The 18,685-nt window shown below is 70.8% G+C and carries 17 protein-coding genes, 1 pseudogene and 1 riboswitch; of the genes and pseudogenes, 7 read left to right on the forward strand and 11 right to left on the reverse strand.

Translation table 11 applies throughout. The annotated features are described in order from the left end of the window. Positions 1-161: 161 nt before the first annotated feature. The 5 genes from GLX30_RS10470 (at position 162) to GLX30_RS10490 (ending at position 5,292) form a co-directional block, all read left to right on the forward strand. Complete coding sequence (locus tag GLX30_RS10470; RefSeq protein ID WP_159686451.1) at positions 162-677, forward strand: Lrp/AsnC family transcriptional regulator; 516 nt, start codon at positions 162-164, stop codon at positions 675-677. Continuing rightward, positions 662-2,041, forward strand: coding sequence for an aspartate aminotransferase family protein (locus GLX30_RS10475; RefSeq protein WP_159686454.1), 1,380 nt, complete (start codon positions 662-664; stop codon positions 2,039-2,041). The genes GLX30_RS10470 and GLX30_RS10475 overlap by 16 nt, the downstream gene beginning before the upstream one ends. 182 nt (positions 2,042-2,223) lie before the next feature. Next, positions 2,224-2,952, forward strand: coding sequence for an ATP-binding cassette domain-containing protein (locus GLX30_RS10480; RefSeq protein WP_159686457.1), 729 nt, complete (start codon positions 2,224-2,226; stop codon positions 2,950-2,952). Next, the gene (locus GLX30_RS10485; RefSeq protein ID WP_159686460.1) at positions 2,934-4,043 is read left to right on the forward strand and encodes a hypothetical protein; all 1,110 of its coding nucleotides are present in this window, start codon (positions 2,934-2,936) and stop codon (positions 4,041-4,043) included. The genes GLX30_RS10480 and GLX30_RS10485 overlap by 19 nt, the downstream gene beginning before the upstream one ends. 136 nt (positions 4,044-4,179) lie before the next feature. Further along, on the forward strand, positions 4,180-5,292 hold the full coding sequence (locus GLX30_RS10490) for an LOG family protein (protein ID WP_159686463.1): 1,113 nt from the start codon (positions 4,180-4,182) through the stop codon (positions 5,290-5,292). Here the strand turns inward: GLX30_RS10490 and GLX30_RS10495 are convergent. From GLX30_RS10495 to rlmN, 4 genes are all read right to left on the reverse strand, one after another. Then, positions 5,286-6,323 (reverse strand): ABC transporter ATP-binding protein, encoded by a 1,038-nt coding sequence (locus GLX30_RS10495; protein ID WP_159686466.1) that lies wholly within the window; start codon positions 6,321-6,323, stop codon positions 5,286-5,288. The two genes, GLX30_RS10490 and GLX30_RS10495, sit on opposite strands and share 7 nt — an antisense overlap. Next, positions 6,323-7,939, reverse strand: a complete 1,617-nt coding sequence (locus GLX30_RS10500) for an iron ABC transporter permease (RefSeq protein ID WP_159694966.1) — start codon at positions 7,937-7,939, stop codon at positions 6,323-6,325. The genes GLX30_RS10495 and GLX30_RS10500 overlap by 1 nt, the downstream gene beginning before the upstream one ends. A gap of 38 nt (positions 7,940-7,977) precedes the next feature. After that, positions 7,978-9,078, reverse strand: a complete 1,101-nt coding sequence (locus tag GLX30_RS10505; protein WP_159686469.1) for a thiamine ABC transporter substrate-binding protein — start codon at positions 9,076-9,078, stop codon at positions 7,978-7,980. Further along, positions 9,074-9,195, reverse strand: a riboswitch (TPP riboswitch). Its footprint overlaps the gene before it by 5 nt. Before the next feature lie 63 nt (positions 9,196-9,258). Beyond that, positions 9,259-10,365, reverse strand: a complete 1,107-nt coding sequence (gene rlmN, locus GLX30_RS10510; protein WP_159686472.1) for a 23S rRNA (adenine(2503)-C(2))-methyltransferase RlmN — start codon at positions 10,363-10,365, stop codon at positions 9,259-9,261. Positions 10,366-10,495: 130 nt separating this feature from the next. On the opposite strand from rlmN, the gene GLX30_RS10515 reads away from it, so the two are divergent. Further along, complete coding sequence (locus tag GLX30_RS10515; RefSeq protein WP_159686475.1) at positions 10,496-10,921, forward strand: contact-dependent growth inhibition system immunity protein; 426 nt, start codon at positions 10,496-10,498, stop codon at positions 10,919-10,921. Positions 10,922-11,010: 89 nt separating this feature from the next. Here GLX30_RS10515 and GLX30_RS10520 read toward each other — a convergent pair whose 3' ends face one another. The 5 genes from GLX30_RS10520 to rpsB form a co-directional block, all read right to left on the reverse strand. Beyond that, entirely contained in the window at positions 11,011-12,159 is a 1,149-nt protein-coding gene (locus GLX30_RS10520) for a phosphatidate cytidylyltransferase (protein ID WP_159686478.1), read from the reverse strand. Then, entirely contained in the window at positions 12,159-12,716 is a 558-nt protein-coding gene (gene frr / locus GLX30_RS10525) for a ribosome recycling factor (RefSeq protein WP_005311329.1), read from the reverse strand. The genes GLX30_RS10520 and frr overlap by 1 nt, the downstream gene beginning before the upstream one ends. 129 nt (positions 12,717-12,845) lie before the next feature. Next, complete coding sequence (gene pyrH / locus GLX30_RS10530; protein ID WP_159686481.1) at positions 12,846-13,610, reverse strand: UMP kinase; 765 nt, start codon at positions 13,608-13,610, stop codon at positions 12,846-12,848. A 161-nt stretch (positions 13,611-13,771) separates the two neighbouring features. Continuing rightward, positions 13,772-14,608: a translation elongation factor Ts gene (gene tsf, locus GLX30_RS10535; RefSeq protein ID WP_159686484.1), complete on the reverse strand. Its 837-nt coding sequence runs from the start codon at positions 14,606-14,608 to the stop codon at positions 13,772-13,774. Between the two features lie 105 nt (positions 14,609-14,713). Beyond that, entirely contained in the window at positions 14,714-15,658 is a 945-nt protein-coding gene (rpsB, locus tag GLX30_RS10540; RefSeq protein ID WP_159686487.1) for a 30S ribosomal protein S2, read from the reverse strand. Positions 15,659-16,173: 515 nt separating this feature from the next. Here rpsB and GLX30_RS10545 point away from each other — a divergent pair. Next, positions 16,174-16,788, forward strand: a pseudogene (locus tag GLX30_RS10545) (peptidoglycan DD-metalloendopeptidase family protein); the annotation flags it as partial. Positions 16,789-16,997: 209 nt separating this feature from the next. Here GLX30_RS10545 and GLX30_RS10550 read toward each other — a convergent pair. Then, positions 16,998-17,555, reverse strand: coding sequence for a TetR/AcrR family transcriptional regulator (locus tag GLX30_RS10550; protein ID WP_159694968.1), 558 nt, complete (start codon positions 17,553-17,555; stop codon positions 16,998-17,000). A 62-nt stretch (positions 17,556-17,617) separates the two neighbouring features. After that, positions 17,618-18,454: an RNA polymerase sigma factor WhiG gene (whiG, locus tag GLX30_RS10555; RefSeq protein WP_159686490.1), complete on the reverse strand. Its 837-nt coding sequence runs from the start codon at positions 18,452-18,454 to the stop codon at positions 17,618-17,620. Positions 18,455-18,685: the final 231 nt, after the last annotated feature.

The raw sequence follows: 18,685 nt of genomic DNA on the forward strand, positions 1-18,685 counted from the left end.
TGCCACCCCTCCTGTCGTGTCCGATGGGTGAGACACCCCACCCTAATCTCTTCGCAGAGGTTTTCAACAGGCCCGCCACCCTCCAACTTCGGATTCAGTGAAGTTCGGCCCGTTCAACAACGAATTTCATCGCCCAGGGCTTGCCAGACAGACGAGTCGCGGTGCAGAGTTCGGTTGTGGCCAGTCGTAGCGCAGAGTCCAGGAACGGGACCGCAGGTGGTTCGTCGACCCCGACGATCGATGCGGTCTCCCTCGCGATCATCGAACAGCTCCAGGAGGACGGTCGCCGTCCCTACGCCGCGATCGGCAAGGCCGTGGGCCTCTCCGAAGCGGCCGTGCGGCAGCGCGTCCAGAAGCTGCTCGACCAGGGCGTGATGCAGATCGTCGCCGTCACCGACCCGCTCACCGTGGGCCTGCGACGCCAGGCGATGGTCGGCATCAAGGTCGAGGGCGACCTCGACCCCGTCGCGGACGCGGTGACGGCCATGGCCGAGTGCGAGTACGTGGTGATGACCGCGGGCTCCTTCGACCTCATGGTGGAGATCGTCTGCGAGGACGACGACCACCTGCTCGAAGTGATCAACAAGCGGATCCGTGCGCTCCCCGGCGTGCGCTCCACCGAGAGCTTCGTCTACCTCAAGCTCAAGAAGCAGACCTATATGTGGGGAACCCGATAGCCGTGAGCAAGGACCTCTCCAAGACCGCCTACGACCACCTGTGGATGCACTTCACCCGCATGTCGTCGTACGAGCACGCGCCCGTGCCCACCATCGTGCGTGGCGAGGGCACCTACATCTACGACGACAAGGGCAAGCGCTACCTCGACGGCCTCTCCGGCCTCTTCGTGGTCAACGCGGGCCACGGCCGGCACGAGCTCGCTGAGACCGCCTACAAGCAGGCCCAGGAGCTCGCTTTCTTCCCCGTCTGGTCCTACGCGCACCCCAAGGCGGTCGAGCTCGCGGAGCGCCTCGCCCACCACGCCCCGGGCGACCTCAACAAGGTCTTCTTCACCACCGGCGGCGGCGAGGCCGTCGAGACCGCCTGGAAGCTCGCCAAGCAGTACTTCAAGCTGCAGGGCAAGCCCACCAAGTACAAGGTCATCTCACGCGCGGTCGCCTACCACGGAACCCCGCAGGGCGCCCTGTCGATCACCGGCCTGCCGGCCCTCAAGGCCCCCTTCGAGCCGCTGGTCCCCGGCGCGCACAAGGTGCCGAACACCAACATCTACCGCGCCCCGATCCACGGCGACGACCCCGAGGCCTTCGGCCGCTGGGCCGCCGACCAGATCGAGCAGCAGATCCTCTTCGAAGGTCCGGAGACCGTCGCCGCGGTCTTCCTCGAGCCGGTGCAGAACGCCGGCGGCTGCTTCCCGCCGCCGCCCGGATACTTCCAGCGGGTCCGCGAGATCTGCGACCAGTACGACGTGCTGCTCGTCTCCGACGAGGTCATCTGCGCCTTCGGTCGGCTCGGCACGATGTTCGCCTGCGACAAGTTCGACTACGTGCCGGACATGATCACCTGCGCCAAGGGCATGACCTCGGGCTACTCCCCGATCGGCGCCTGCATCGTCTCCGACCGCCTGGCGGAGCCGTTCTACAAGGGCGACAACACCTTCCTGCACGGCTACACGTTCGGCGGCCACCCGGTCTCCGCGGCCGTCGGCCTCGCCAACCTCGACATCTTCGAGCGCGAGGGCCTCAACCAGCACGTCCTCGACAACGAGGGCGGCTTCCTCTCCACGCTGCAGAAGCTGCACGACCTGCCGATCGTCGGCGACGTCCGCGGCAACGGCTTCTTCTACGGCATCGAGCTGGTGAAGGACAAGGTCACCAAGGAGTCCTTCAACGACGAGGAGACCGAGCGCGTCCTGTACGGCTTCCTCTCCAAGGCGCTGTACGACAACGGCCTGTACTGCCGGGCCGACGACCGGGGCGACCCGGTCGTCCAGCTGGCGCCGCCGCTGATCTCCGACCGGTCGACGTTCGACGAGATCGAGCAGATCCTGCGCGGCGTCCTCGCCGAGGCGTGGACCAAGCTCTGATTCCACCCCGCCCTCCCGCACGCGGCCCGGGTACCTCCATCCGAGTGAGATGGACGGTGCCCGGGCCGCGTGCTTCCCGGTACCCCGGCAATGACTCCCTAGCGTGCCCAGTGACCGATCGGCCCTGCCTTCGTTCCCCCGTACGGGGGGCCGGAAATCTGATCAGAACCGAGGTGTACGTCATGGTGGCCCCGCCCGACAACGATGTGATCTGGGCTCGCTCCCTGCACCACGCCCACCGCGGCTCCCCGGCCCTCGTGGGCGTGTCGCTCGGCGTGCGGGAGGGCGAGATCCTCGCCGTGCTCGGTGCGCGCGGCAGCGGCAAGACCACACTGCTGAAGTGCCTGTCCGGACAGCTCGTCGCCCAGCAGGGCGAGGTGTGGTTCAACAGCTCGCCCGTGCACACCATGCCCGCCCTGGTGCGCGAGCGGCTGCGGCGCGACCGCTTCGGCTGGCTCGACCCCGAGCCGACGCTCGTGCCGGAGCTCAACGCCTGGGAGAACACCGCCCTGCCGCTGCTGCTCGCCGGCGTCTCCCGCCGGGCGGCGCGGACCACGGCGATGGAGTGGATGGAACGCCTGGACATCGGCCCCTGCGCGCACAAGCGCCCCTACGCGCTGCTCCGGGCCGAGCAGCAGCGCGTCGCCGTCGCCCGCTCCCTGGTCACGACCCCGTCCGTGCTCTTCGCCGACGAGCCGACCGCCTCGCTGCACAGCCAGGACCGCGCCCAGGTACTGCGCACGCTGACGGCCGCCGTCCGCTCGCACCGGATCACCATGTTGCTCGCCACGCACGACGCGGACGTCGCTGCGGTCGCCGACCGTACGATCACGCTCGCCGACGGGCGGCGGGTGGGATCCCAGGCGACCGCCGGCGCGGAAGGGCGGGCCGCGTGCTCGCTCTCCGTCTGACGCGCGGGTCGCATCCTCTGGTACTGCTGCGCCGGCTCACGGTGGCGGCGGCATCGGCGGGTGTCGGCTTCCTGCTGTTGTGCACACTGATGCACGCGCTGTCGCATCCCGACGACCGTTCCTCCGTGGGGCGCCTTCTGTGGTGCGTGCTGCCGATCGCCGCCACGGTGTACCTCGCGGTGGCCGTGGCCCGCACGGACCCCGGCACCCGGCCGCGCTCCGGCCTCTCCGCGGTGGGCCTCGGGCCCGTACGCCTCGCCGTGCTCGCCGCGGCCTCCACCGCGCTCTCCTGCACGCTCGGCAGCATGCTCGCGCTGCTGTTCTTCCTGCACCTGCGGGGCGACCTGACGGGGCTGCCGTTCGACGGGGCCGCGGCCGAACTGCTCTTTGCCGAAACGCCACTGCCGCTGCCCGCCGCGCTCACCCTGCTGTCGCTCGTGCCGCTCATCGCCACCGCGTCGGCCGCCGTCGTCCTGCGGCCGCGCCCCGCGGCGCCCGACGCCGAGGAACCGGCCGGCGCCCCGGCCGGGCTGCCCTGGGGCGTCGCGCTGGTCGCGGTGGGCCTGGCGGTCGAGACCTACGTGAGCGGAACAGAGGCCGACAGCCGGCCGCCCGGCGTGCTGGCGGGCTGGGCCCTCACCGCGGCCGGCCTGTGGCTCGCGGGACCTGCCCTCACATACCTGTGCGGCCGTCTTCTCCAGTCGGCCGGGCCGAGCGCGCTCCGGCTGCTGTCCGGCCGCATCCTCATGGCGGAGTCACGGCGCATCGGCCGACCCCTCGGCGTGGTCTGCACGGTGGCCTCCGGAGCGGTGGCGGCCGTCGCCGCGTACGGCTCCGCCCCGCGCCCGTGGGGCCCGATGACGGCGCTGGGAACGACCCTGGTCGTCGTGTGCACCACGGCGGCGCTGCTGACGGCGGCGGTGGAGTCCAGACAGTCCCGCACAGAGGCGACCGCGGACCTGGTCCGGCTGGGCGCCCCGGCGACGGTCCTGCGACAGGCGGCGGCCCTGCGCGCCGGGGTCCTGTTCATGGTCTTCGTCCCCCTGACGCTGACGGTGGGCGCCCTGGCGGCCGCCCCTCTGACCCGCTGACCCGTTACCCCGGGGCGTCGGGCACCGAGGCACGCCGCCGCCGTCGAGCCGGCGGCAACGAGATGTCGGGTCACGGCGGGGCGGCCCGGTGACGGGCGGGTCGGGCGGCGGGGCCCGGCCCGCCTATCGTGGGCGCATGACGTCCACCCCGCACGACCGCGAGATCGAGTCCCTCGAAGAGTTCGACGACGTCGTCGCCCGCGGTTCGCTCGCCGGGCACCGGATCCAGTCCGTGGATCTCACCGGGCGCACCGCCGACCTCCTGCGCACGGACACGGCCTCCGCCGTGTTCCTCGGCTGCCCCATGGAGCCGGACGCCGCCGCCAAGGTCCGCGCGGACGGCGCCCTCGTCTTCCCGCCCGCGCCCGACCTGCCCTTCGACCCGTACCGCGGCCTGCTCTACTCCCCCGACGAGCTGTTCGAGGACCTCGGGGACGCCGGCTACGGGTCGACGCCCGACGCCCTGACCTACGCGTGGTTCCAGCGGACGAAGGCCGACAACGACATCTTCGCCTCGATGCTCCGCGCCGTCCACGACGACTCGATCTCCGACGCCTTGGACGAACACCTCGCCGGCGAGCGGGTCGTGGGCGTGATGGGCGGCCACGCGATGGGCCGCGGCACGGACGCGTACGCCGGCGCCGCTCGGCTGGGCCGGGAGCTGACCCGTGCCGGCTTCACCGTCGCCACCGGCGGCGGGCCGGGCGCGATGGAAGCCGCCAACCTGGGCGCGTACGCGGCACCTCACCCGGACGAGATGCTGGACGACGCGCTGCTGCTGCTCGCCAAGGCCCCGTCGTTCGTGCCGTCCGTCTCCGACTGGGCGCAGGCGGCCTTCGAGGTCCGTCACCGCTGGCCGCGGGGCGGCGGCTCCGTCGGCATCCCGACCTGGTTCTACGGCCATGAGCCGCCGAACGCCTTCGCCGGGCACATCGCCAAGTACTTCGCCAACGCCACCCGTGAGGACGGCCTTCTGGCGAGGTCCAATGCGGGCGTGATCTTCCTGCCGGGGGCCGCCGGGACCCTCCAGGAGATCTTCGACAACGCCACGCCGAACTACTACGAGTCGCGCGGCGAACCGACGCCCATGGTGCTCGTCGACCGGCACCACTGGACGGAGCATCTGCCGGCGTGGCCGCTGCTGCGATCACTCGCGGCCGGCCGGTCGATGGAGGCGCGGATCGCCCTCGTCGACTCGGTGGGGGAGGCTCCGGGCGCTCTGCGTCGGCTACTCGCGGACGCTCACTGAGAGGCCTCCGGACCGAGGACCACGACCTCGTCGGCGGCGAACACCACGCCCACCGCCTCGCCCGGCGCCGGGGCCTGTCCGAGGGAGCACTCCGCCTCCAGCGGGGGCCCGTCGTCGGGGCGCAGCCGCACGGCGACGTGGCTCCCGCGGAAGGTGCGGGACTCGACCGTGCACCGCAGGCCCTCCGACGGGTCGGTGAGCCGCACCCCGTCGGGTCTTACGAGCACCGTCCGCGCCCCCTGGGGGGACCCGTCCGGTACCGGCACCTTGCCCCACCCGGTGTTCGCGGCCGTGCCCTCGACGGTCGCCGCCACGACGTTGTCGAAACCGAGGAAGCGGGCGACGAACGGGGACGCGGGCCGCTGCCAGACCTCCAGCGGGGTCCCCGCCTGCGCGATCCGGCCGTCCCGCATGACGACGACGCGGTCGGCCAGCGCGAAGGCCTCGCCCTGGTCGTGGGTGACGGCGAGCACCGTCGTCCCCAGCCGCCCGAACAGTTCGCGCAGTTCGACGACGAGCCGCTCCCGCAGACCACGGTCCAGCTGGCCGAGCGGCTCGTCGAGCATCAGCAGTCTCGGCTCCGGCGCCAGCGCCCTGGCAAGGGCGACACGCTGCTGCTCGCCGCCGGACAGGGCCGCGACGGACCTCTGCTGCGCACCCGGCAGCCCCACCAGCCGTAGCAACTCGTCGGTCCGGCGGGCCTGTTCCCCGCGGGCGGCACCGTGCATCCGCAGCCCGAAGGCGACATTGCCGCCGACGTTTCGCTGCGGGAACAGTTGGTGGTCCTGGAACATGAGCCCCACCCCGCGCCGGTGCACCGGTACGCGCGCCTGGTCGGCCCCGCCGAGCAACACCCGCCCCGCGTCGGCCTCCTGGAGCCCGGCGACCACGCGCAGCAGCGTCGACTTGCCGCTGCCGCTCGGTCCGAGCAGGCACACGATCTCGTGCTCGGCGACCTCGAGGTCCACCGAGTCCAGCGCCGTACGCGGCCCGAACCGTACGGTCACGCCCGCCAGTTCCAGCAGCGCCATCAGAACTCCTCGGTGGTGGACTCGGTACGGATGCGTTCCAGCAGCAGCAGCGCCGCCGCGCACGCCACCATCAAGATGGTGCTCAGTGCCATCGCCTGCCCGTAGTTGAGCTCCCCGGGCCGCCCCAGCAGCCGTGCGACGGCCACGGGCAGCGTCGGGTTGTCCGGCCGGGCGATGAAGACGGTCGCGCCGAACTCGCCGAGGGAGACGGCGAACGCGAAACCGGCGGCCACCGCCAGCGCCCTGCGTACCAGCGGCAGATCGACCTCCCGCCAGGCCCGCAGCGGGGACGCGCCGAGGACCGCGGCCGCCTCCCGCAGGCGTTCGTCCACGGCGCGCAGCACGGGCAGCATCGTGCGCACGACGAAGGGCACACCGACCAGCGCCTGGGCGAGGGGCACCAGGATCCACGAGGACCGCAGATCCAGCGGCGGTTCGTCGAGGGTGATGAGGAAGCCGAAGCCGACGGTCACGGCGGAGACTCCGAGCGGCAGCATGAGCAGTGCGTCGAAGCCCCGGACGAGCCTGCCCGCACGACGGGTGAGGGCGGCCGCGGCGAGACCGCCGACGGCGACCGAGATGGCCGTCGCGGCCAGGGCGTAGCGGAGGGAGTTCCACACGGCGTCGATCGGCGGCACGAGGAACGCGCCGCCGGACGGGTCCACGGTGCCGAGCTCCCGGTAGTAGCCGAATCCGTAGCCGGCCGGGGTGTCGAGGGAGCGCTCGACCAGCACCGCGAGCGGCACCAGGAGCAGCACCACCACCGTGGTCAGGACGCCGCCGAGGAGCAGCCACCGAACAGCGCCGCGCGGCCTTCGCGCGGTGCGTGCCGGGTCGACGAGCCGCAGCGCGCTCTCCCGCCGCCGCACCGTCCAGGCGTGCACGGCCAGGACCGCGCCGACCGTCAGAAACTGCACCAGCGTCAGCACGGCCGCCGTCGGCAGGTCCAGGAACTCGGCGGTCTGCCGGTAGATCTCCACCTCGAGGGTGGAGAAGGCGGGGCCGCCGAGGATCTGCACCACACCGAACGAGGTGAAGGTGAAGAGGAAGACCATGAGGGCTGCCGCGGCGAGGGAGGGCACCAGCGCCGGCAGCGTCACCCGCCGCCAGGCGGCGAAGCGCCCCGCGCCCAGCACCCGGGCCGCCTCCTCCTGGCGGGGGTCGAGCTGCGACCACAGGCCGCCGACGGTGCGGACGACGACGGCATAGTTGAAGAAGACGTGCGCGAGGAGGATCGCCCACACCGTGGTGTCCAGCCGGATCCCCCAGAGCTCGTCGAGGAGTCCGCCGCGCCCCAGCAGCGCGAGGAACGCCGTACCGACGACGACGGTCGGCAGCACGAACGGCACGGTGACCACCGCGCGCAGCAGCCGCTTCCCCGGAAAGTCGAGCCGGGCGAACACGTACGCGCCGGGCAACGCGATCAGCAGGGTCAGTGCCGTGGACGCCAGCGCCTGCCAGGTGGTGAACCACAGCACCTCGCGGATGTCCGACCGGCCGAGCACCTCGCCGAACCGGTCGAAGTGCCAGGCCCCGTCGGCGTGGAGGCCGCGTCCGACGATCGCCGAGACGGGGTAGGCGAAGAAGAGCGCGAAGAACGCGACCGGACCGGCCATCAGGCCGAGCCGGGCCGCGTTCCCGCGCAGGGACCTGCCTACTTCACGACGAGCGAGGACCACGACCGGACCCACTGCTCACGGTTCTTCGCGATGGTGTCCGCGGCGACGGTCTCGGGCTTCTCGACCACCGCGCCGTGCCGGGTGAACAACTCGGGCAGCTTCGCGTCGTCGACCACCGGGTTGACGAACATGGTGAGCGGCATGTCCTCCTGGAACTTCTTGCTGATCAGGAAGTCCAGCAGCGCCTTGCCGCCCGCCTCGTTCTTCGCGCCCGTCAGCAGGCCGGCGAACTCGATCTGCCGGAAGCAGGTGCCGGTGGCCACGCCGGTGGGCGCCTCCGCCGGCTGCGGGTCGGAGTAGAGGACCTCGACCGGCGGGCTGGAGGCGTACGAGACGACGAGCGGACGGTCGGCCTTGGCCTTCTTGCCGCCGGCGGAGCCGGAGAACTCCTCGTTGTACGCCTGCTCCCAGCCGTCGACGACCTTGACGCCGTTGTCCTTGAGCTTGTTCCAGTAGCCCTGCCAGCCCGACTCGCCGTACGCGCCGATGCTGCCGAGGAGGAATCCGAGGCCGGGCGAGGAGGTGGCGGCGTTCTCGACGACCAGCATGTTCTTGTACTCGGGCTTCGCGAGGTCGGCGAAGGTCCGCGGCGGCGCGAGCTTCTTGTCGGCGAAGAACTTCTTGTCGTAGTTGACGCAGATGTCGCCGGTGTCGACAGGCGTCACGCGGTGCTTGCCGGCGTCGAGCTGGACCTGCCGCGCGACCTGGTCGAGGCCCTTGGCCTCGTAGGGCGTGAAGAGGTCGTTGTCGAGCGCGCGGGACAGCAGGGTGTTGTCCACGCCGAAGAAGACGTCGCCCTGCGGGGAACCCTTGGTGAGGATCTCCTTGTTGAGCGCGGTGCCCGCGTCGCCGCTCTTGAGCACCTTGACCGTGTATCCGGTCTGCGCGGTGAACTCCTTCAGCACGGCGTCGGACACCGCGAAGGAATCATGGCTGACGAGCGTCACGGTCTTCGAGCCGCTCGCCCCGCCGGACGGGTCCTTGTCCTTGGACTCCCCACCGCACGCCGCGAGTACGCAGACGCCGACGGCGCCGACGAGTACCGTACGGACGGCACGCCGAAGCTGGCTGTTCATGATGTTGCTGACTCCCTACGCCGGTATGACCCGGATCAGGTCCGAGGGTCTGCGGCCCGTGGCCGTGAAGGCCTCGCCGCACTCTCAGCGCTGTGGTGCGCTCCCCTGTCGGAATGTTTCGTTGTTCATTTGTGCGAACGCACAGGGCACAGTATCAGCCACGGCCGACGGCCCTGCGGGTCACCGCTCCTGCGCAGCCAGCTGCCCGCAGGCTCCGTCGATCTCCTGACCGCGGGTGTCCCGGACGGTGACCGGCACACCGTGGGCTGCGATGGCCTCCACGAACGCCTTCTCGTCCTCGGGGCGTGAGGCCGTCCACTTGGAACCGGGCGTCGGGTTGAGCGGGATCAGGTTCACATGGACCCTCTTGCCCTTCAGCAGCCGGCCGAGGAGGTCACCGCGCCAGGCCTGGTCGTTGATGTCGCGGATCAGCGCGTACTCGATCGAGATCCGGCGGCCCGACTTCTCCGCGTACTCCCAGGCGGCGTCGAGGACCTCGCGGACCTTCCAGCGGGTGTTGACCGGGACCAGGGTGTCGCGCAGCTCGTCGTCCGGGGCGTGCAGCGACACCGCGAGGCGGCACTTGAAGCCCTCGTCCGCGAAGCGGAGCATCGCCGGCACGAGGCCGACGGTCGAGACCGTGATCCCGCGCTGCGAGAGCCCCAGACCGTCCGGCTCGGGGTCGGTGAGACGCCGGATCGCTCCGACGACCCTCTTGTAGTTGGCGAGCGGCTCGCCCATGCCCATGAAGACGATGTTGGACAGCCGGGCCGGCCCTCCGGGCACGTCGCCGTCGCGCAGGGCGCGCATGCCGTCGACGATCTGGTGCACGATCTCGGCGGTCGACAGGTTCCGGTCGAGACCGGCCTGCCCGGTGGCGCAGAAGGGGCAGTTCATCCCGCATCCGGCCTGCGACGAGATGCACATGGTGACCCGGTCCGGGTAGCGCATCAGCACCGACTCGACCAGCGTGCCGTCGTGCAGACGCCACAGCGTCTTGCGGGTGGTGTCGTCGTCGCACGAGATGTGCCGCACGACGGACATCAGATCCGGCAGCAGCTCGGTGGCGAGCTTCTCCCGTGCGGCCGCCGGGATGTCGGTCCACTGGGCGGGGTCGTGCGCGTACCGCGCGAAGTAGTGCTGGGACAGCTGCTTGGCGCGGAACGGCTTCTCGCCGATCGCGGCGACGGCGTCCTTGCGCTCGGCGGGCGTGAGGTCGGCGAGGTGCCGCGGGGGCTTCTTGGCTCCGCGGGGCGCGACGAAGGTGAGTTCTCCTGGCTTGGGCATGGTTCATCCAGTGTCGCAGACCCCGCCGTGTGACCCTGCGGCCGATGATTCCGGCGGTGGCCGTCGAAGGGGGGCGTCGGTCACACCCGTGATCCGGAGGGACGCCGGTCGAGGGTCGAGAATGAACCCCATGGACCATCTTCTGCATCTCGACAGCACGCTCGACGACCTGGATCCGCCCCGCTGGACGCCTCCTGCCGCCGACGCGACCCACCTGGTCCGCAAGGTGCACGGGCTGCGGAGCGTTCCGCTGGGCCGGCTCGGTCCGGCGGATCTGCACACGCTCGTCTCGCAGCAGGTGGCCCTGCCGTACGTTCTGCCGCTCGTGGTGCGCCTGCTGCTCGAGGAGCCGCTGCTGGACGCGTACTACTACGAGGGAGACCTGCTGCTCGCCGCCGTGGAGGTCCCGGCCTCCGCCTGGGACCTGCTGCCGGACCTCGCCGACCGGCTGCGCACGGTGATCACGACACTTCCGGAGACAGCGGTCGCCGACCTGCCTCGCGGCGCCGCCGAGGAGCTCGCCCGCTTCGCGGCGCGTCCGGGATCCCCTCGCTGATCCGACGAGTCCGGGCTCCTCCCGCTGATCCGACGCAGAGGGCCCGCCGACCTGGTGGACGACGGGCCCTCACACGCAGATGTACGGGGTCAGCCCGACCCTACGAAGACCACCAGCAGCAGCCAGACCACCGGAGCCGTCGGCAGCAGCGAGTCGAGGCGGTCCATGATGCCGCCGTGTCCCGGAAGCAGCGTGCCCATGTCCTTGATGCCGAGATCCCGCTTGATCATCGACTCGCCGAGGTCGCCCAGCGTGGCGCTGACGGCGACCGCGAGGCCGATGAGGAGGCCCTGCCACCAGGTCCCGCCGTCGATGAGGAACTGCATGCACAGCGCCCCCGCGGCCATGGCGAACGAGACCGCGCCGAGAAGCCCTTCACGGGTCTTGCCGGGGCTGATGCGCGGCGCGAGCTTGTGCTTGCCGAAGCGCCAGCCGACCGCGTACGCGCCGGTGTCGCTGACCACGGTGAGCAGCAGGAAGGTGATCACCCGCTCCGGACCGTCGTCCGCCGTCAGCATCAGCGCCACGAAGGTCGCCAGGAAGGGGACGTAGAAGGCGGCGAACACGCCGGCCGTGACGTCCCTCAGATAGCCCTCCGGCCGCTCCGTCATGCGCCAGACGAGCACCGCGAGAGCCGTGAGCGCCATCGCCACCCACGCGCCCTCCGCCCCGCGGACATAGCCGGCGACGACCATCGCCGCGCCGCCCACCGCGAGGGGGACGAGGGGAGCCTTGATCTGCTTGCGCTCCTCGAGCCGGGAGGTCAGCTCCCACAGACCGACGACCACGGCGACGGCGATCACGCCGACGAAGACGGCCTTGACGAGGAAGAGGGAGACGACGATCACCGCGCCGAGTCCGACGCCGACCCCTATCGCCGCGCGCAGGTCCCGGCCGGCCCGCTTCTTCTGCGGTGGTCCGGGCCGGGCGGAGGGCTGCGGAGTGGGATCGCCCGACGGCGGCGGGGTGGGCATGGGCTCCTGCGGCATCTCGTCGCGGAACAGGGGGCCGCCCGGCCGAGCGGCCCCCTGGTCACGGTCCTCGCGGTGTTCGCCGCCGCTGTGGTCCTCGGCGTCTCTACCTGCGTCGGGAAGGTCCGGCACGATGGGCATGGGGCGAGTCTGCTGCGCGTCGCGCCCATCGTATGCGGGACCCGCCGGGAGGGGCCCCTGGTCGGGCGGCGGCCATGCTCCGGCGTATCCGGCGCCGTGCGGGGCCCCCCAGGAAGAGTCGTTCATCAGACCTCGAGCAGCTCGGCTTCCTTGTGCTTGAGCAGCTCGTCCACCTGCGCGACGTACTTCGCGGTGGTGTCGTCGAGCTCCTTCTCCGCACGGCGGCCCTCGTCCTCGCCGACCTCGCCGTCCTTGATCAGCTTGTCGATCGTCTCCTTGGCCTTGCGGCGCACGGAGCGGATCGAGATCTTGGCGTCCTCCGCCTTGGTCTTGGCGACCTTGATGTACTCCTTGCGGCGGTCCTGGGTGAGCTCCGGGAAAACCACACGGATGATGTTGCCGTCGTTGCTCGGGTTGACGCCCAGGTCGGAGTCGCGGATCGCCTGCTCGATGTTGCGCAGAGCGGTCTTGTCGAACGGCGTGACGACGGCCATCCGCGGCTCGGGAACCGAGAACGAGGCCAGCTGGTTGATCGGGGTCAGGGCACCGTAGTAGTCCGCCACGATCTTGTTGAACATCGCCGGGTGCGCACGTCCGGTGCGGATCGCGGCGAAGTCATCCTTGGCGACCAGGACGGCCTTCTCCATCTTCTCCTCGGCCTCGAGGAGGGTCTCTTCGATCACCACTTGCTCCTGCGTGTCTTGAGGTGGGCCCGGCTCGTACCACTGGGCCGGCGGGACCTGCGTCGCGTATTGCCTGCACGGTGTCCGACCGGCAGGACTTTGTCCATCCCTCGAGGGAGGGCCCCCGGATCAGGCTCGGGTGCCCCGGTCGCTCACGAGCGTGCCGATCTTCTCACCCTTGACGGCCCGGGCGATATTGCCCTCGGCGAGGAGCTCGAACACGAGGATCGGCAGGGCGTTGTCGCGGCACAGCGTGATCGCCGTGGCATCGGCGACCTTGAGGTTGCGCGACAGCACCTCGCCGTACTCCAGCGCGTCGAACTTGACCGCGTCCGCATTGGTCTTGGGGTCGGAGTCGTAGACCCCGTCGACACCGTTCTTGCCCATGAGGAGCGCTTCCGCGTCGATCTCGAGGGCCCGCTGTGCAGCGGTGGTGTCGGTGGAGAAGTAGGGCATGCCCATACCGGCGCCGAAGATGACCACGCGGCCCTTCTCCAGGTGGCGCACGGCGCGCAGCGGGATGTACGGCTCCGCGACCTGGCCCATCGTGATGGCGGTCTGGACACGCGAGTCGATGCCTTCCTTCTCCAGGAAGTCCTGGAGGGCGAGGCAGTTCATGACCGTGCCGAGCATGCCCATGTAGTCGGAGCGGGCCCGGTCCATGCCGCGCTGCTGGAGCTCGGCCCCACGGAAGAAGTTGCCTCCGCCGATGACGACCGCGATCTCCGCCCCGTCGCGTACGACCGCGGCGATCTCGCGGGCGATTGCGTGTACGACGTCGGGGTCGACGCCCAGACCCCCTCCTCCGGCGAAGGCCTCGCCGGACAGCTTCAGCATGAAGCGTCCGGACGTCTTGCCGTGGTTGTCGTCGCTTTGTGCGGCGCCCTGATTCATGGAGATCTCCTCGTGCACATGCGAAGAAGGCCATTGCCAGTGGGTCCTTGCGGTTTCCCGTACGGCAATGGCCTCCTCGTCAGATCTGCGATCGTCCGGCGCGAACACCGACGACGACTGCTTCAGACCCTATCGGGGTCCGGTGTCCGTAGCGTACGGACTCAGATGCCGACCTTGATGCGCGTGAAGCGCTTCAGGGCGACGCCGGCCTCGTCCAGAATCTGCTGGACGGACTTCTTGTTGTCGAGCGCGTACGGCTGGCCGAGGAGGGTGGCCTCCTTGAAGAAGCCGTTGACGCGACCCTCGACGATCTTCGGGAGCGCGGCCTCGGGCTTGCCCTCGGCGCGGGTGGTCTCCTCGGCGACGCGGCGCTCGGCCTCGACGACCTCGGCCGGGACGTCCTCGCGGGAGAGGTACTTCGGCGCGAAGGCGGCAATGTGCTGCGCGACACCCTTGGCGAGCTCGGCGTTCGCCTTGTCCAGCTCGACCAGGACACCGATCTGCGGGGGCAGGTCGGGCATGGTGCGGTGCATGTAGGCGGCGACGTACGCGCCGGAGAACTGCGCGAAGCGGTCCAGGACGATCTTCTCGCCGAGGTTGGCGTTGGCCTCGTCGACGTACGCCTGCACGGTCTTGCCGGGCTCGATCTCGGAGGCGAGCAGCGCCTCGAGGTCGGCCGGGGACGTCTTGGCGACGTGCGCGGCGAGCGCGCCGGCGACGGCCTGGAACTTGTCACCCTTGGCGACGAAGTCCGTCTCGCACTTCAGCTCGACGAGGACACCGGAGGTGTTGTCCTCGGCGATGAGGGAGACGACGGCGCCGTTCTCGGCGGAGCGGCCCTCGCGCTTGGCGACGCCCTTCTGGCCCTTGATGCGCAGGGCCTCGACGGCCTTGTCGACGTTGCCCTCGGCCTCGTCCAGCGCCTTCTTGCAGTCCATCATGCCGGCGCCGGTGAGCTCGCGGAGCTTCTTGACGTCAGCGGCGGTGTAGTTCGCCATGTCCTTGAATCTCTCTCGAAAGTCGAAAGTCGAAGATCTACGGGTGATCGGCGGGGCCGGTGCCCACTGGCACCGTCCCCGCCGTCAACAACCGAACCTGTGAGGTCAGGCCTGCTCGGCGTCCGCCGGCTTCTCCGCCTCGGCGGCCGGAGCCTCCGCAGCGTCGGCGGCCGGAGCCTCCGCAGCGTCGGCGGCCGGAGCCTCGGCAGCCGGGGCCTCGGCAGCGTCCTCGGCCGGCTTGGCCTCGGCAGCGTCCTCGGAGTCAGCCTTCTTCTCGCCCTCGAGGAGGTCCCGCTCCCACTCGGCGAGCGGCTCGCCGGCGGCCTTCTCGCCCGGCTTGGAGTCGCCGGTGGCGACGCCGGAGCGGGCGATGAGGCCCTCGGCGACGGCGTCGGCGATCACACGGGTGAGCAGGGTGACGGAGCGGATCGCGTCGTCGTTGCCCGGGATCTTGTAGTCGACCTCGTCGGGGTCGCAGTTGGTGTCGAGGATCGCGACGACCGGGATGTGGAGCTTGCGCGCCTCACCGACGGCGATGTGCTCCTTCTTGGTGTCGACGATCCAGACGGCGCTGGGCACCTTCTGCATCTCGCGGATACCACCAAGGGTCTTCTCCAGCTTGGCCTTCTCACGCGAGAGGACCAGGAGCTCCTTCTTGGTGAGGCCGGAGGCGGCCACGTCCTCGAAGTCGATCTGCTCGAGCTCCTTGAGGCGCTGCAGACGCTTGTAGACGGTGGAGAAGTTGGTGAGCATGCCACCCAGCCAGCGCTGGTTGACGTACGGCATGCCGACGCGCGTCGCCTGCTCGGCGATGGCCTCCTGGGCCTGCTTCTTGGTGCCCACGAACATGATGGAGCCGCCGTGCGCGACGGTCTCCTTGACGAACTCGTAGGCGCGGTCGATGTACGACAGCGACTGGAGCAGGTCGATGATGTAGATGCCGTTGCGCTCCGTGAAGATGAATCGCTTCATCTTCGGGTTCCAACGACGGGTCTGGTGACCGAAGTGGACGCCGCTCTCCAGCAGCTCCCGCATCGTGACGACGGCCATGGCCGTATCTCCTTGGGTTCTCGGTTATGTCCTGACGCCCCGACGCGCCGTGCCACAAGGGACCGAGGAGCGCGGCCACCGACCGATGAGGGTCTGGTGGCGGGGCGTGCGAAGTCGACCCGGTGACCCGGATCGCCAGAAGAAGTGTACGGGACCGCGGACGCACCGGGTGACGACGCTGTCCACAACGGACCGGTCGTCCACAGATCCTGACCATGATCAGCGGGAGCACCGGCTTCCGGGGCACGGTTCCCGCCATGAACTGTGCGTCTCCCACGTCTGCGATCTGCCGGATCTCCGCCGTGCCGGTGCTTGTCGCGCTGGCGGTGACGGGCTGCCGGACGCCGGCGGCTCCCGTTCCGGCCCGTGCGGGGCCCGCGGTCACGGCCGACGCCCCGGAGCTTCGTGCCAGGGCCGACGTCCCGGAGCTTCGTGCCGGCACCGGCAACGTCCCTTCGCCGCGCGAGCCCGACCCACGCCTCGTCACGGTCGGCGCGCCCGGCACCGGTGGCCTCATGTCGATGACGCGGGGTGCCTCGCCGCCCGGCACCCCGGCGGGGCCTGCCGCCGGCGGTGACGGGACGACCGCGAGCCCCGGGGCCCGGCACGCGGCGCCGGACCCGGACGCGCCGCGGCCCGCCGGCATCGGTGACGCCCCGACCGCGAAGGCGCCGGCCCCGGACGCGCCACGTAGTTGGCCGGTCGGTGCGCCGCGGCCGCTCGTCGTCCGGGGGTGGGAACCACCCTCGTCGCCCTACGGCCCGGGGCACCGCGGCGTGGACCTGGCAGCGGCCGCCGGCACGCCCGTGCGGGCGGCGGCGTCCGGCACGGTCTCCTTCGCCGGATCCGTCGCCGGTCGGGGCGTACTCACCGTCACTCTCACCGATACGGGTGACCCACCGTTGCGTACGACGTACGAACCGGTCCGCCCGCTGGTCGACGAAGGCACGGCCGTGACGGCCGGACAGATCGTGGCGACCGTCGAACCGGGGGCCTCCCACTGCCGAGGCTGTCTGCACTGGGGGCTGCGACGCGGCACCCAGTACCTGGACCCGCTGACCCTGCTGCCGCCCTGGATGCTGCGCCGCGGCCCGTCGCGCCTGCTGCCGGTGTTCGGCGTTCCCGGTCCCCGGGGCACGGTCGCGGCGCTCTCGTCGGCGGCCACCGCGGGGGCGGCGGACCTGCTCCACTCGGCTCTGATGCTGGCCGGTGGCGTGGTGGCGCACGGCGCCCTGCGCAGGCGGCCCCGCGGTTTCGCTCCCGGCACGCGGTCCGCCGGGCCGGGCACATCGCGACAGGGAACGCACGCCCCGACCGACACCGGTCGCGGCGGCCACACTCAGCCCAGCACGCCTCGCAACACCATGGCCACCGCCGCTTCCGCGATGGCGTCCGGCTCCTCGGCCGCGCCGAGTTCGATACGGCGGACCGCCGCGTCGACCACACCCTGAAGCAGCATCGCGGTCAGCCGGGGCCGGTCCTGGCCCAGCTCACCGAGAGCCTCGACGATCATGGCGATCAGAGCACCGTGTGCGGCGCGGATCTTCTCCCGGGCCCCGGCCTCCAGCTCGCTCGCCGAGATGGCGACGACGGCCCGGTGCCGCCGGTCACCGACCAGCTCGAGCTGCCTGCGCACATAGGCCTCGACCTTGCCCTCCGGGGTGTCCGCGCCGTCCATCGCGGTCTCCACCTCGGCCGCCCAGACGGGGAAGTCCGCCGCGCAGAGCTCCTCGACGACCGCGGCACGCGACCGGAAGTACTCATAGACGGAGGACCTCGCCAAGCCGGTGCGCTCGGCGAGGGCGGGGAAGGTCAGCGCCTCCGTACCGCCTTCGGACAGGAGGGAACGCGCGGCGTCCAGCAGGGCGCCTCGCTGCATCGTCCGGTGCTCGGCCACGGAGGCCGCTCGAATCCTGGGCACGCCTCCACTTTACGGATCCGGCCCGGGCGATCCCAGAGTCACCGTCCCACGTCGGCCAGCTTCGCCCGCAGCTGCAGCACCGACTTGGTGTGGATCTGGCTGACCCTGCTCTCCGTGACGCCGAGGACGTGCCCGATCTCGGCCAGCGTGAGGCCCTCGTAGTAGTAGAGCGTGACGACGGTCTTCTCACGGTCCGGCAGGGTGTTGATGGCCCGGGCGAGGAGTCTGCGCAGCTCCCGGTCCTCGGCCACCTCGACCGGGTTGTCGGCGGCGGTGTCCTCGAGCGTGTCCATGAGGCTGAGGCGCTCACCGCCTTCCCCTCCGACGTGCAGCAGCTCCTCCAGCGCCACCACGTTCGCGAGCGACAACTGACTGAAAACCGAATGCAGTTCGTCGACCGTGACGTCCATCTCCGCGGCGACCTCGGACTCCGAAGGCGTGCGCCGCAGCTGGGCCTCGAGCGTGGCGTACGCGCGCTCCACGGCCCGGGCCTTCTGCCGCACGGACCGGGGGATCCAGTCCAGGGCACGCAGTTCGTCGATCATCGCGCCGCGGATCCGGGTGATGGCGTACGTCTCGAACTTGATCGAGCGCTCGATGTCGAACTTCTCGATGGCGTCGATCAGTCCGAAGACTCCGGAGGAGACGAAGTCCGCCTGCTCGACGTTGGACGGCAGGCCGACGCTCACCCGGCCTGCGACGTACTTGACCAGCGGCGAGTAGTGCAGGATCAGCTGTTCCCGCAGCCGGCCGTCGCCCGTGGCCTTGTACGACCGCCACAACTCCTCGAGAGACGAGGGCGCGGCGGGCCGCACGGTGCCACGGGCAGCGGGTGGCGCTGCCGCGCGGTCAGACCCGGAGGTGTGCTGGGGCATGCGTTGCCTTGAGCCGTTCTGCTGTGAAGGGAGCGGGAGGCCGCCTGGGCCGGGAACCCGGTGAGCGTAGCGTGACTGCACGGTTGCGGTGGGCGAAGGCCCGGCTTACCGACCGGGGCGGTTATTCGCCCTCGTCCACACCTTCGAACCGGAGCGGGCATCCACCTTCGTCCACACCTTCGAACCGGGGCCGATGCCTCACGCACCGGCCCCTCCGGTCCCGCCGACTGG

Source organism: Streptomyces sp. Tu 2975 (genome assembly GCF_009832925.1).
Taxonomy (GTDB): domain Bacteria; phylum Actinomycetota; class Actinomycetes; order Streptomycetales; family Streptomycetaceae; genus Streptomyces.